The following is a 12,766-nucleotide window of genomic DNA, read 5'->3' as shown; positions in this document are numbered from 1 at the left end:
AGGGACGGTCTAGGTGTGTTGTCCCGGGACGTTGGTGACACGCGTGCTGGGTCCTTGAAATGGGTGAGGGCCTCCGGGTTCGGTGTGGATTGCGACATCTGCACCTAGCCGAGGAGGCCCTCGTGGTCCACCGTAATGCCCCGCTGACGGAGACCGGGCGACTGCGCCTGGCCCGGTGCGTCGTCGATGACGGCTGGCCCGTGCGGCGGGCCGCGGAACGGTTCCAGGTCAGCCACACCACCGCGGCCCGCTGGGCCGGCCGCTACCGGATGCTGGGCATCGCCGGAATGAGTGACCGGTCCAGCCGGCCACACCACCAACCCGCCAGGACGCCGACCGCCGTGGAGCAACAGGTGCTGCGGATGCGGCGCGAGCACCGGATCGGGCCGCTGCGGCTGGCCGCCCGCTGCCGGATCGCACCCTCGACCGCCCACCGGATTCTCCAGCGGCACGGCCTGCCCCCGCTGGCCGCCCTGGACCGGGCCACCGGCGAACCCGTTCGCCGCTACGAACGGGCCCGCCCCGGCGAACTCGTCCACATCGACGTCAAGAAACTCGGCCGGATCCCTGACGGCGGCGGGCACCAGGCACTGGGCAGAGCCGAAGGCCGCCGCAACAAAACCGGTGCCGGCTGGGCCTACCTGCACACCGCACTCGACGATCACACCCGCCTCGCCTACACCGAAGACCTGCCCGACGAGACCGCCCCGACCTGCGCCGCCTTCCTCACCCGGGCCACCGCCTGGTTCGCGTCCCTGGGCATCAACGTCGAACGTGTCCTGACCGACAACGCCTGGGCCTACACCAAGCACACCTGGCGCCAGACCTGCCGCGATCTGGACATCCAGCCCCGATGGACCAGGCCCTGGCGCCCACAGACCAACGGCAAGGTCGAACGCTTCCACCGCACCCTGCTCGAAGAATGGGCCTACCAGAAGCCCTACACCTCAGACCGGCAGCGCCAGGAAGCTTTCACCGACTGGCTGCACTGGTACAACTACCACCGACCCCACACCGGCATCAGTGGCCAGACACCCGCCAGCCGCGCCACCAACCTGTCCGGACAACACATCTAGGCCGTCTCTTTCGGATCTTGCCGGTTAAGCCCGCGTCGTCTGGTGCCGTGCATCGCAAGGCGGAGGGGCGCCCGAGTACTGGACGTACTTGGGTGCTCCGACAACGCGGCGAGGTGCGGTGCCAGGCGGCGTGGGACAGGCAAGATCCGGAAGAGACGGCCTAGCTCTTGCCGGCCGTGGTCGTCTCACGCTCCGGTACGACCTGGTCGGCCACGGCCGGCACCGGCGGGGCGGCAGGCCGCGAGGACTGCGCGATGAAGGCGCCGCCGAGTACGAGGCCGCCGCCGACGATCTGCCAGGTGGACAGGTGCTCGCCGAGCAGGATCCAGGCGAACACGGTGGCGACGACCGCCTCCAGGAAGGCCACGACGCCGGCGATCTGGGGCGAGAGCCGGCGCACGGAGACGACACCGGTCAGGTAGGCGAAGACGGTCGCGACCAGCACCACCCAGGCGAGCAGCACCGGCGCGGGCACCATCGTGCCGCCCACGGAGGCGTCGCCGCCCAGCACCTGCCAGTCCATCTCCCAGGGCCGGGCGATCACGGTCATCACCAGGGCGCCGACGAGCATGCCGTACGCGATCACCCCGAGCGGGTCGGGGGCGTCGTCCCCGTCGGCGCCCTGGTCGGCGAAGACGAAGTAGAAGGCCTGGCAGCAGGCGGCGGCGAGGCCGAAGAGCACTCCGAGCAGGTCCAGGCTCAGCCCGGCCCAGATCTCGACCACGCAGGCCAGTCCGACGACGGCCACGGCCGCGCCCGCGGCGGCGCCGCGCGTCACGGGCTTGCGCTGCACGAAGCGGATGTAGCCGAGCAGCAGCGCCGGGCCCAGGTACTCCAGCAGCAGGGCCACGCCGACGGGGATGCGGGACAGGGAGGCGAAGTAGAAGGCCTGCACACCCGCGACGGCGACCAGCCCGAAGCCCGCGAGCAGCGCGGGCCTGCGCAGCACGAGGTCACGGTGGCGCCAGGCCAGCGGGGACAGTACGAGCGCCGCCCCGGCCACCCTGAGCCAGACCATGTGGAGGGGGTCCAGACCCGCCTCGATCAGCGGCTTCGCCGCCACTCCGGAACCACCGAACGCGAACGCCGAGACGAGGGCGAGGCCCAGTCCGGCATTTCTCCCTGACGCTTGCATCCAGCCATCATGACAGGGCAGGTCAGGAGCGTCACGAGGATGACACCTGTTGAGACGGAGTCGAGATCACACCCCGTCGACACCGGCAATATCTGACAGGTCGTCAGTATTGAATGTTCCGCCCGCCGGGGCTACCTTCCGCCGCACGTACCCGACGAGAAGGGGTGGTCGCATGGCTGAAGTCACCGCGGAATCACGCATCGAGGCGTCCGCCGCGCAGCTCTGGTCCCAGCTGACGGACTGGGACGCGTACGGGCAGTGGAGCATGACCCACACGAACTTTCCCAAGGGCGGACCCGAGACCCTCGCGATCGGCGCCACCTTCGCCGAGAACATGAAGATGATGGGCTTCCCGGCCGAGGTCGTCTGGACCGTCTCGGAGCTGGAGGCCGAACGCCTCTTCGCCATCACCGGCAAGGGCCCGATGGGGGTGGCGGTCCTCACCCGGTACACCCTGATCCCGGACGGCGAGGCCACGACGGTCCGCATCGACGGCGAGTTCACCGGGGCCGCCGTCTCCCTGATGGCGGGCAAGCTCAAGGACTCGGCCACCGCCGCGCTGAACGAGTCGCTGCGCAAGCTGGCCGGTCTGGTCGTCTGACCGCCGGGCCGTCCACACCGTCCACACCGCAGGCGCCGCCCGCGCACCACGCGAAGGCGCGCCCCGCGAGACGAACTCGCGGGGCGCGCCGCTGCGTGCCGTTGCATGCCGGGGCCGGCCGGGCTCAGTGCTCGTCGGCCAGGATCAGGTAGAGCTTCTTGCGGGCGTCGTTGATGACCCCGAGCGCCTTCTCCCGCTGCTGGGGCGAGCCCGTCTTGAAGACCTGCCCGAAGGCTTCCATCAGGCCGATGCCGGCCGTCCGGACCTCCTGCATCGCCTCGAAGTCGAAGCCGCGCCCGGCGTCCGCCCAGGGGGCGTCCGGGCCCGACTCGGCCTCGGTGCGGCCGGCGTCGGTGAGCGTGAACAGCTTCTTGCCGCCTTCGCTCGCGCTGGTGATCAGCCCCTCGTCCTCGAGCAGCTGCAGGGTCGGGTAGACCGAGCCCGGGCTGGGCTTCCAGGCCCCGCCGCTGCGCTCGCCGATCTCCTGGATCATCTCGTAACCGTGCATCGGCCGGTCGGCGAGCAGCGCCAGGATCGAGGCGCGCACATCGCCGCGCCGGGCCCTGCCCCGCGGTCCCCCGCGTCCGCCGCGGCCGCCGAAGGGGCCGCCGCCGAAGGGCGGTCCGAACGGGCCGAAGGCGGCGCGCCGCCCCTTGAAACCTTCCCGACGATCGGGCCCGCAGTGGTCGTGGCCCCGTCCGTGGTCATGCCCGTGGTCGTGTCCGTGCTGTCCGTGTGAACGCATGTCTGCGCTCCTTCCGTCACGTTGTCGTTGCTTCATCGGTTGTCCGATGTCTCCACTATCGGCAACGGCTCGCGATGTGTCAACGATATATCGGAACACATCGCTTCGTGTGCACCGTGCCGTGCGGATCACCGGCATGGAGGACCTGTGGCTCGACCTGATCGGGGCCGGCCGGTACCTGACCGCCCGCGCGCCGACCCGACCGGGCCAGTCACCCCGGATTGGCCTTTGTCGACGATCAAGAAATCGCCCTACCGTCGGGGCATGCGCATCCGAATCGTCGACGCCTTCACCGACCGCCCCTTCCACGGGAACCCCGCCGCAGTCCTGCTCCTCGACGCCGCGTTCCCCCCGGACGCCTGGCTCCAGCAGGTCGCGTGCGAGATGAACCTCTCCGAGACCGCATTCGCCCACCCCCTGCCGCCCGGCGGGGACGCCGACTGGGCGCTGCGCTGGTTCACCCCGGCAGCCGAGGTCGACATGTGCGGCCACGCCACGCTGGCGACCGCGCACGTACTGGCCACGAGCGGGCTCGCCACGGGCCGGATCCGCTTCTCCGCGCGCTGCGGCATCCTCACCGCCGAGACCGCCGAGGACGGCACGATCACCATGGACTTCCCGACGTCCTCGCTCACCCCGGTGCCGGCGCCGCCTGCCGTGGACCACGCGCTCGGCGGCCCGCCGATCCTCTCCGTGCACGACACCGCGGACCACATCGGTGACCTGGTGGTCGAGCTCGCCGACGAGAAGACCGTCCGCGAGCTGGAGCCGGACCACGCGGCCCTGCGTGCTTTCGCCCGGCGGGGGGTGATCGTCACCGCGCCCGCCGAGGATCCCTCCCTCGGGTACGACTTCGTCTCCCGCGGCTTCTTCCCCGCCTTCGGGATCGACGAGGACCCTGTCACCGGGAGCGCCCACACCGCGCTCGCCCCGTTCTGGGCGCAGCGGCTGGGCCGTACCGAGCTGACCGGCCTCCAGGGCGGTGCGCGACGCGGTCTCGTACGGGTGACCCTGGCGGGCGACCGCACCCTGCTCACCGGCCGGGCCGTCACCGTCGTCGACGGCGAGCTCCTCGCGCCCCCGTCCGGGGCCGGACAGGCGGGGTGACCACGGGGCACGGACGCGGGCACCGGGCCGGGCCGGGCCGCCCGGCCGGCTCAGCCCGCGGACCCGCCCCCGTCGCCCTTCCCCCCGACATCCCCCTTCGAGCGTGCCTTCGCATCGGCCTTCGCATCCGCTTTCGCGCGCGCGGCGTTCCGCCGCTTCTCCTCCTGCTCGATCCAGGCGGCCGAGTCGATCCGCTTGCGGTAGACCTGCCCCGGCTCCGCCGCGCCCAGGTGCACCGTCCATCCCCACAGGCCGGCCGACACGAGGAACAGGACGCCCGCCACCCCCAGGTAGGAGGCGATTTCGTCGGACTCGGAGACGCCTTCCTCGTGCATGAAGCCGGGTACGCCGGTGATCAGCGCGTTCACCCACCACCCGAGCGCCACGTTGAACAGGACGAGGGAGACCCAGTAGCCGACCCGCACGCTCCTCGCCGGGCCGCTCAGTTCCCCCAGCAGCAGAATGCGCCGCAGCGAGACCGGTCCCGTCCGGTGGCGGCCGCCCGTGTTCTGCTTGGCCCGGCGCACCGACTCGTAGCACTCGTCCAGCCAGCGCCCCGGCTCCGGGTCCGACGGCGGGGAGTCGGTGGGCGCCAGCTGCTTGGCCTGGATCCAGCCCGAGAGGAACTGGATCTCCAGCTGGGCCTTCTCCAGTCGCCTGCGGTAGCGGTGGTCGGTGCTGCGCGCCTCGCGGCGGTCCCGGATGAGGAGGCTGATGCCGCCCACCAGGCCGGTGACCACGGGCACGAGGAAGGGCGCGAACGGTACCAGTGTGTCCACAACAGCCACCGGGCGCGCCTCCTCACTCGCCCCAGGGTCGCACCGCTGCGGCGTCCGCCACCGCCCGGAAGGTCCGATCGGGTGGACCCGCCCCGGGTCACGGCGTCGGCAGCCAGCCCACCTTGCCCGCGAGCAGGGCGTACCCGCCGAAGGCCACGATGTCGAGGAGCGCGTGCGCGACGACGAGCGGTCCCACCCGGCCCCAGCGCCGGTAGGCGAGGACGAAGACGACGCCCATCACCACGTTGCCGATGAAGCCGCCGATGCCCTGGTAGAGGTGGTACGAGCCGCGCAGCACCGAACTGGCCAGCAGCGCGGCCATCGGCGACCAGCCCAGCTGGCCGAGCCGGCGCAGCAGGTAGGCCAGCACGATGACCTCCTCCACCACGGCGTTCTGCAGCGCGGAGAGGATCAGTACGGGGAACTTCCACCACACGTCGGGCAGCGCCTCCGGCACCACCGTGAGGTTGAATCCGGTGGCCCGGGCGCCCAGGTAGAAGGCCAGCCCGGCGCTTCCGATGCAGGCCGCGACGAGGGCTCCCCGGCCCAGGTCCCACCAGGGCCGGGTGCGGTCGAAGCCCAGCACCCGCAATCCGGGGGCGCCCTCACGGGTCAGCAGGTGCGCCACCAGCAGTACGGGCACCAGGGCGCTCGCGATGCCGAACAGCTGCCAGGCGAGGTCCAGCCAGGGCCGGCCCGGGGCGTAGGAGCCGTTGAGCGTGGCCGCCTGGTCCTTGAGACCGCCGGGCTTGGTGAGCGAGCCGATGAAGCTGATCAGCGCCGAGACCCCGCTCGCGCCCAGCGACAGCGCGAGGACGAGCAGCGTCTCGGTGCGCAGCAGGCTCCGCCGCCCGTCCTCGTCCAGTTCCACGAACACCGGCTCCGGCTCCGTCCGCACGCCCGACTCCGTCCTGCCATCCCATTGCGACCACCCCATACTGCCTCCTCGCGGGACCGGGAGGATCACTGCGGGGCCTGCACCGGGATCACCGGACGGCGGCGGGCGGCGGGCGGGGCTGCGGGCGGCGGGCGGGGCGGCGGGCGGGGCGGCGGGCGGCGGGGCCGGGCATCGGCCCGCCCCGCCCCGTGGCCGGTCAGCGCACGGCGGGCGCCGGGACGCTCACCTCCTCCGTCAGCCCGACCGGCCAGGTGTGCACCGGGTCGCCCTTGTGCATCAGCTCGGTGTACCGCCGGGTCGTCGCGGCCAGCGCCTCGTCCCGCTCCAGTCCGGCGGCGAGTGCCCGGTGGTAGGTGTCCACCTGCCAGGTCGCCCCGTTCACCCGGCGCCGGCAGCGTTCCTCGATGATGCCGAGGTAGTGGTCCCGGTCCGCGGGCTCGATGCCCCAGGCGTCCAGCCCCGCCGCCGCCATCGGCAGCAGCTCGTCCAGGACCAGCCGCACGGCGGGCACGCTCGCCAGCCCCCCGGCCCGGCCCCGGCGCGGCCACCGCAGCCGGGCGTCGATCCCGTACCGGCAGGCCGCGTCGAAGTTCGCCTCCGCCTCGGCGAAGGGCAGCCGGGTCCACACCGGGCGCGGTTCGTCCGCGAGGGTGCGTACGAGCCCGTAGTAGAAGGCGGCGTTGGCGACGACGTCGGCGACCGTCGGCCCGGCCGGCAGCACCCGGTTCTCCACCCGCAGGTGCGGCACCCCGTCGGCGACCCCGTACACGGGCCGGTTCCACCGGTAGACGGTGCCGTTGTGCAGGACCAGTTCCTGCAGCCCCGGTACCCCGCCCTCGGCGAGCACCCGCAGCGGCTCCTCCTCGTCGCATATCGGCAACAGGGCGGGGAAGTAGCGGACGTTCTCGGCGAAGAGCTCGTACGCCGAGTCCACCCACCGCTCCCCGAACCAGGTGCGCGGCCGCACGCCCTGGGCCTGGAGCTCGGGCGGCCGGGTGTCGGTGGCCTGCGTGAACAGCGGCGGCCGCGACTCGCGCCACAGCTCACGCCCGAACAGGAAGGGCGAGTTGGCGCCGACGGCTATCTGCACCGCGGCCACGGCCTGCGCCGCGTTCCACACCGCCGAGAACCGGGCCGGGGTCACCTGCAGATGCAGCTGTACGGAGGTGCAGGCGGCCTCCGGCACGATCGACCCGGAGGTCCAGATCAGCCGTTCGACGCCGTCGATGTCGAGCGTGAAGTCCTCCCCGCGCATCATCAGGATCTGCTCGTTGAGCAGCGAGTAGCGGTCCACCGCCGACAGGTTCGCGGTGACCAGGTCGGCGCGGGAGATCGTCGGCAGAATACCGATCATCACCACTCCGGCGTCGATCTCCGCGGCCTGCCGGTGGGCATAGCCCAGCCCGGCGCTGAGCTCCTCGGCGAGCTGGTCGAAAACCCGGCCGCCGAGCCGGTGCGGAAGGACGTTCACCTCCAGATTGAACATTCCCAGCTCGGTCTGGAAATCGGGGCTCGCAATCCGCTCCAGAACCTGTGCATTCACCATTCTCGGCAACCCGTCGGCACCCGCGAGATTCAGCTCGATCTCCAGTCCCATCATGTTCTTCGGGCGATCGAACCTCTTCTCCTCCAGGAGCCGCTCCAGTCCCTCCAGACACTCGTGAAGCTTCCTTCGATACCGCTGCCGATCGGACAGGTCGAATCCGCCTGCCACGACCTTCTCCCCCATCGAAGCGTCCCTCCTCGAGTGGGCCTGGCCCGGAACAACCCAGGCTCGCGTTACGGTCGATGATGCCCCGGCAGCGTGATCCATAACGCGCGGGGGGCGTGCGTGACCAGGAGCGCGCGCCGGTTTGGCCGAAGGGCGCTTCGGCACATTCACGTGGCAAGTCACGGTATGCAAATTCCTCTTAGACTTTGCCTCGTCCGGATAACCGACGCTTTCCAGCCGAGCCCCCGTCCGGTAACCTCCGAGGTCAGCGCGACATGTTCGCGTGCATGCGGCATGAATGCCATGTCAGCGGGTCCGGTAAGCGCCTTGCCGGCAATAGGCGGGACAGCTAGCCGAAACACTGCGTGAACACATGTCGTATAAACTCCGCAAACGAGGCAGAGAGTTGGCGCGCGGCCATTGCCCCTCGGCCCCCCTCTGGCCCCAGAATGCGAGTCCGCACCTGCCCTCGTTCCACCGGTCTCCCAAGTGAGAGGCGACCCACCATGCCGCTGCATGTCCCTCCGGCTCCCGCGCCCGCCCTGCGCAGCGTCCTCGCGGCACTCGGTTCCCCCACCGCCGTCCACGAGGCGCACACCCCGGCCCTGCGCGCGAACCAGGGGCCGCTGACCGCCGAACTCCCGCTTCCGGTCCACGTCCTCGACCGGCTGGGCATGTCCACCCTCGCGGCCGGCGGCAGGCCGCCGCGCAGCCGGCTCACGGGCTGGCGGTTCCTGATCCGCAGCGGGGACCGCTACATCGCGGCGGCCGACACCCGGCTGACTGCCGACGGCTGGGTCTTCTCCCATTTCTTCGAGGGACCCTATGTCGCGGCCACCGAACGCGCCCTGCGCCAGGCGGAATCCCTCACCACCGGCTACCAGCCACGGCTGCTGTCGGTTCCGGAGCTCTACATGCTGACCCTGTGGCTGCACGGGGCGGTGGGTGCCGACGCCGCCGCCGGGCTGCCGGCCGGCGAGGACCTGCTGGTACCCCTCGCCCCGGCCCCGCCCGGCATCGCCGCGTACCGGCCGCATCCGGTCTCCGAACTGCTGCCCGTACTGACCCGCCGGCTGACCCCGGCACCGACGGCGGCGCCCCCCTCCCTGGCCGCGCCCGCCGCCTGACCCGAATCACCCATTCGGCCTAGTCCACCCGGGCCACTTGCGAACCATCCGAAATGACAGGGGAGTTGGCCTGAACCGCCCGCACGAGTGATGCGTCATCAATCTGTGAGGACAGCTGCCGGGAAATACCTGCGAAGCGGCTGTCATGGGGGAAGACTGATGACACGCTCCCCGCGGGTGCGGGGATGACCCAGGGGGACGGCCATGAATCACGCATCGAGCCGTAGCACACAGACCACACCGCAGCGAAAGAACGCATCCATGTGCCAGCACCAGCCAGCCTGCCCGTCAGCCGAATCCGCCGACCGGGAGGCCGCACGCCCGGTGGCCAACCACCCGGAGCAGGGCTGGAGCCTGCTGTGCAATGGCGTCCTGCTCTTCGAGGACACCGGTGAACTGCTGCCGGACGGCCAGATCATCGCCCCGCACCGCCCGCTCGCGGCGGCCTAGGCGATCGAGCTGTCCGGCCGACCGTAGCGAACGACGAAGGGGCCGGTCCGGGAGACTCTCCCGGACCGGCCCCTTGTTCATGTCGTACGACCGTCATACGACGGCCGTACGACACGGAACACCTCAGGCGTCGTACTCGTCCAGCGGCGGGCAGGAGCACACGAGGTTCCGGTCACCGAACGCACCGTCGATGCGGCGCACCGGCGGCCAGTACTTCTCGGCGGCCGTGACCCCGCCCGGGAAGACGGCCTCGTCCCGGGTGTACGGGTGGTTCCACTCGCCGCCCAGCGCCGCCGCGGTGTGCGGGGAGTTCGCCAGCGGGTTGTCGTCCACCGGCCACTCGCCGCCCGCGACCCGCTCGATCTCGCCGCGGATGGCGATCATCGCGTCGCAGAAGCGGTCGATCTCGGCAAGGTCCTCGGACTCCGTCGGCTCGATCATCAGCGTGCCGGCGACCGGGAAGGACATGGTCGGCGCGTGGAAGCCGTAGTCGATCAGACGCTTGGCGATGTCGTCCACGCTCACACCCGTGGCCTTCGACAGCGGCCGCAGGTCGATGATGCACTCGTGCGCGACCAGGTTGCCCGGGCCGGTGTAGAGCACCGGGTAGTGCGGCTCCAGGCGCTTGGCGATGTAGTTGGCGCCGAGCACGGCCACCTGGGTGGCGCGCTTGAGGCCCTCGCCACCCATCAGGCGCACGTACGACCACGAGATCGGCAGGATGCCCGCCGAACCCCACGGAGCGGCCGAGATCGGGCCGACGCCCGTCTCCGGGCCCGCGGTCGGCTGGAGCGGGTGGTTCGGCAGGTACGGGGCCAGGTGCGCCCGGACACCGACCGGGCCGACGCCCGGACCGCCGCCGCCGTGCGGGATGCAGAAGGTCTTGTGCAGGTTCAGGTGCGAGACGTCGCCGCCGAAGTGACCCGGCTTGGCCAGGCCCACCAGGGCGTTCAGGTTGGCACCGTCGACGTAGACCTGGCCGCCGGCCTCGTGCACCTGGGCGCAGATGTCGGCGACGTGCTCCTCGAACACACCGTGCGTCGAGGGGTACGTGATCATCAGCACGGCGAGCTCGTCGCGGTGCTGCTCGATCTTGGCACGCAGGTCGGCCGCGTCCACCTCGCCGTCGTCGGCGGTCTTGACGACGACGACCTTCATGCCGGCCATCACGGCGCTGGCGGCGTTGGTGCCGTGCGCGGAGGACGGGATCAGGCAGACGGTGCGCTGCTCGTCGCCGTTCGCCCGGTGGTAGGCGCGGACGGCCAGCAGGCCGGCGAGCTCACCCTGGGAGCCGGCGTTCGGCTGGATGGAGACCTTGTCGTAGCCGGTCACCTCGCAGAGACGTTCCTCCAGCTCGTTGATGAGCGTGAGGTAGCCCTCGGCCTGCTCCACCGGCGCGAAGGGGTGCAGCTGACCGAATTCGGGCCAGGTCACCGGCTCCATCTCGGTGGTCGCGTTGAGCTTCATGGTGCAGGAGCCCAGCGGGATCATGCCGCGGTCCAGCGCGTAGTCCTTGTCCGAGAGCTTGCGCAGGTAGCGCAGCATCGCGGTCTCGGAGCGGTGCTGGTGGAAGACCGGGTGCGTCAGGTACGCGTCGGAGCGCAGCAGGCTCTCGGGCAGCGTGTCGGCCGTGGCCGTGTCCAGCGCCTCGATGTCCGCGGTGACGCCGAAGGCGGCCCAGACGGCCTCGATGTCGGCGCGCAGGGTGGTCTCGTCGCAGGCGACGGAGACGAGGTCGGCGTCGACCTGGAACAGGTTCACCCCGCCCTCGCGGGCGGCGGCGACGACCTCGGCGGCACGGCCCGGCACGCGGGCGGTGATCGTGTCGAAGTACGAGCCGTGCACGATCTCGACCCCGCCGGCCGTCAGACCGGCGGCGAGCAGGGTGGCGTAGCGGTGGGTGCGGCTCGCGATCGTCCGCAGGCCGTCCGGGCCGTGGTAGACGGCGTACATGCCGGCCATGACGGCGAGCAGCACCTGCGCGGTACAGATGTTGCTGGTGGCCTTCTCACGGCGGATGTGCTGCTCACGGGTCTGCAGTGCGAGGCGGTACGCCTTGTTGCCGTCCGCGTCCACGGAGACGCCGACGAGGCGGCCGGGCAGGGAGCGGGCGTGCTTGTCCTGGACGGCCATGTAACCGGCGTGCGGTCCGCCGAAGCCCATCGGGACGCCGAAGCGCTGGGTGGTGCCGACGGCGATGTCCGCGCCGAGCGCACCCGGAGAGGTCAGCAGGGTCAGCGCGAGCAGGTCCGCGGCGACGGCCACGATGGCGCCGAGCTCGTGCGCCTGGTCGATGACCGGCTTGATGTCCCGGACGGCGCCGGAGGCACCCGGGTACTGGATCAGGACACCGTAGATGCCGCGCTCGGCGACCTCGGCCGGGATGCCGGCGGACAGGTCGGCGACGACGACCTCGATGCCGATCGGCTCGGCGCGGGTCTCGATGACGGCGATGGTCTGGGGCAGCGCGTCGGCGTCCACCAGGAAGACGTTGCCCTTGGACTTGCCGACGCGGCGGGCCAGGGTCATGGCCTCGGCGGCCGCGGTGCCCTCGTCGAGCAGGGAGGCGCCCGAGGTCGGCAGCCCGGTCAGCTCGGCGACGACCGTCTGGAAGTTCAGGAGCGCTTCGAGGCGGCCCTGGGAGATCTCCGGCTGGTAGGGCGTGTACGCCGTGTACCAGGCCGGGTTCTCCATGACGTTGCGGAGGATCACCGGCGGCGTGAAGGTCCCGTAGTAGCCGAGACCGATCATCGGCGAGAGGACCTGGTTGCGGTCGGCGAGCGAGCGGAGCTCGGCCAGCACCTCGGCCTCGGTACGCGCCTCGGGCAGGTCGAGCGCCTCGGCGGTCTTGATCACATCCGGGACCGCGGCAGCGGTCAGTTCGTCCAGGGAGCCGTAGCCCACCTGGGCGAGCATCTTCGCCTGCGCCTCGGCATCCGGGCCGATGTGGCGCTGTTCGAAGGGGATGCCTCGCTCCAGCTGGGAGAGCGGAATGCGGTTGGCGGTCATGTACGGAGGCCTCCTGGTCGTATGACCTGCGAGGGGCACCACGGCGCGGGCACCCGGACGGCCTCCCCCTCTGTCATCTGCACCTGAGAGTTTCACCGGAGTCACGGGGGTCTCCCGAGAGTTCCGGC

General features: G+C 71.2%; 11 protein-coding genes. 5 read left to right on the top strand and 6 right to left on the bottom strand.

Features of this window, described 5'->3' with window-relative positions:
* Positions 1 to 122 precede the first annotated feature (122 nt).
* On the top strand, positions 123 to 1,076 hold the full coding sequence (locus tag KO717_RS30245) for an IS481 family transposase (RefSeq protein WP_301372547.1): 954 nt from the start codon (positions 123 to 125) through the stop codon (positions 1,074 to 1,076).
* A gap of 160 nt (positions 1,077 to 1,236) precedes the next feature.
* Here KO717_RS30245 and KO717_RS30240 read toward each other — a convergent pair whose 3' ends face one another.
* Positions 1,237 to 2,211: an EamA family transporter gene (locus KO717_RS30240; protein WP_301372545.1), complete on the bottom strand. Its 975-nt coding sequence runs from the start codon at positions 2,209 to 2,211 to the stop codon at positions 1,237 to 1,239.
* 172 nt (positions 2,212 to 2,383) lie between these two features.
* Here KO717_RS30240 and KO717_RS30235 point away from each other — a divergent pair, with 172 nt between their 5' ends.
* Positions 2,384 to 2,812, top strand: a complete 429-nt coding sequence (locus KO717_RS30235) for a type II toxin-antitoxin system Rv0910 family toxin (protein WP_301372543.1) — start codon at positions 2,384 to 2,386, stop codon at positions 2,810 to 2,812.
* Positions 2,813 to 2,936: 124 nt separating this feature from the next.
* Here the strand turns inward: KO717_RS30235 and KO717_RS30230 are convergent, their stop codons facing one another.
* Positions 2,937 to 3,557, bottom strand: coding sequence for a PadR family transcriptional regulator (locus KO717_RS30230; RefSeq protein ID WP_301372541.1), 621 nt, complete (start codon positions 3,555 to 3,557; stop codon positions 2,937 to 2,939).
* Between the two features lie 264 nt (positions 3,558 to 3,821).
* Here KO717_RS30230 and KO717_RS30225 point away from each other — a divergent pair, with 264 nt between their 5' ends.
* A complete protein-coding gene (locus tag KO717_RS30225) occupies positions 3,822 to 4,664 on the top strand; it encodes a PhzF family phenazine biosynthesis protein (protein WP_301372540.1) in 843 nt (280 codons plus the stop codon).
* Between the two features lie 50 nt (positions 4,665 to 4,714).
* On the opposite strand, the gene KO717_RS30220 is transcribed toward KO717_RS30225, so the two are convergent.
* The 3 genes from KO717_RS30220 to KO717_RS30210 form a co-directional block, all read right to left on the bottom strand.
* Entirely contained in the window at positions 4,715 to 5,452 is a 738-nt protein-coding gene (locus KO717_RS30220) for a hypothetical protein (RefSeq protein WP_301372538.1), read from the bottom strand.
* Between the two features lie 88 nt (positions 5,453 to 5,540).
* Positions 5,541 to 6,380: a CPBP family intramembrane glutamic endopeptidase gene (locus tag KO717_RS30215; protein ID WP_437184595.1), complete on the bottom strand. Its 840-nt coding sequence runs from the start codon at positions 6,378 to 6,380 to the stop codon at positions 5,541 to 5,543.
* Positions 6,381 to 6,537: 157 nt separating this feature from the next.
* Positions 6,538 to 8,070 (bottom strand): glutamate-cysteine ligase family protein, encoded by a 1,533-nt coding sequence (locus tag KO717_RS30210; RefSeq protein WP_301372534.1) that lies wholly within the window; start codon positions 8,068 to 8,070, stop codon positions 6,538 to 6,540.
* Positions 8,071 to 8,558: 488 nt separating this feature from the next.
* Here KO717_RS30210 and KO717_RS30205 point away from each other — a divergent pair, with 488 nt between their 5' ends.
* Together KO717_RS30205 and KO717_RS30200 are read left to right on the top strand one after the other, a co-directional pair.
* Complete coding sequence (locus KO717_RS30205; protein ID WP_301372532.1) at positions 8,559 to 9,179, top strand: hypothetical protein; 621 nt, start codon at positions 8,559 to 8,561, stop codon at positions 9,177 to 9,179.
* A gap of 261 nt (positions 9,180 to 9,440) precedes the next feature.
* Positions 9,441 to 9,629 carry a DUF5999 family protein gene (locus KO717_RS30200; RefSeq protein WP_030009772.1) on the top strand — a complete coding sequence of 63 codons (189 nt, stop codon included), beginning with the start codon at positions 9,441 to 9,443 and terminating at the stop codon, positions 9,627 to 9,629.
* A 123-nt stretch (positions 9,630 to 9,752) separates the two neighbouring features.
* On the opposite strand, the gene gcvP is transcribed toward KO717_RS30200, so the two are convergent.
* Positions 9,753 to 12,638, bottom strand: coding sequence for an aminomethyl-transferring glycine dehydrogenase (gene gcvP, locus KO717_RS30195; RefSeq protein ID WP_301372528.1), 2,886 nt, complete (start codon positions 12,636 to 12,638; stop codon positions 9,753 to 9,755).
* Positions 12,639 to 12,766: the final 128 nt, after the last annotated feature.

Origin of the sequence: Streptomyces xanthophaeus (assembly GCF_030440515.1) — a bacterium.
In the GTDB taxonomy this organism is placed as follows: Bacteria; Actinomycetota; Actinomycetes; order Streptomycetales; family Streptomycetaceae; genus Streptomyces; species Streptomyces kutzneri.
This window is presented reverse-complemented; position numbering and strand designations above follow the sequence as displayed.

Coding starts and splice junctions, on each gene's coding strand:
- KO717_RS30240 (WP_301372545.1), bottom strand. CDS start 2,211: ATGCAAGCGTCAGGGAGAAATGCCGGACTGGGCCTCGCCCTCGTCTCG.
- KO717_RS30235 (WP_301372543.1), top strand. CDS start 2,384: ATGGCTGAAGTCACCGCGGAATCACGCATCGAGGCGTCCGCCGCGCAG.
- KO717_RS30230 (WP_301372541.1), bottom strand. CDS start 3,557: ATGCGTTCACACGGACAGCACGGACACGACCACGGGCATGACCACGGA.
- KO717_RS30225 (WP_301372540.1), top strand. CDS start 3,822: ATGCGCATCCGAATCGTCGACGCCTTCACCGACCGCCCCTTCCACGGG.
- KO717_RS30215 (WP_437184595.1), bottom strand. CDS start 6,380: ATGGGGTGGTCGCAATGGGATGGCAGGACGGAGTCGGGCGTGCGGACG.
- KO717_RS30210 (WP_301372534.1), bottom strand. CDS start 8,070: ATGGGGGAGAAGGTCGTGGCAGGCGGATTCGACCTGTCCGATCGGCAG.
- KO717_RS30205 (WP_301372532.1), top strand. CDS start 8,559: ATGCCGCTGCATGTCCCTCCGGCTCCCGCGCCCGCCCTGCGCAGCGTC.
- KO717_RS30200 (WP_030009772.1), top strand. CDS start 9,441: ATGTGCCAGCACCAGCCAGCCTGCCCGTCAGCCGAATCCGCCGACCGG.
- gcvP (WP_301372528.1), bottom strand. CDS start 12,638: ATGACCGCCAACCGCATTCCGCTCTCCCAGCTGGAGCGAGGCATCCCC.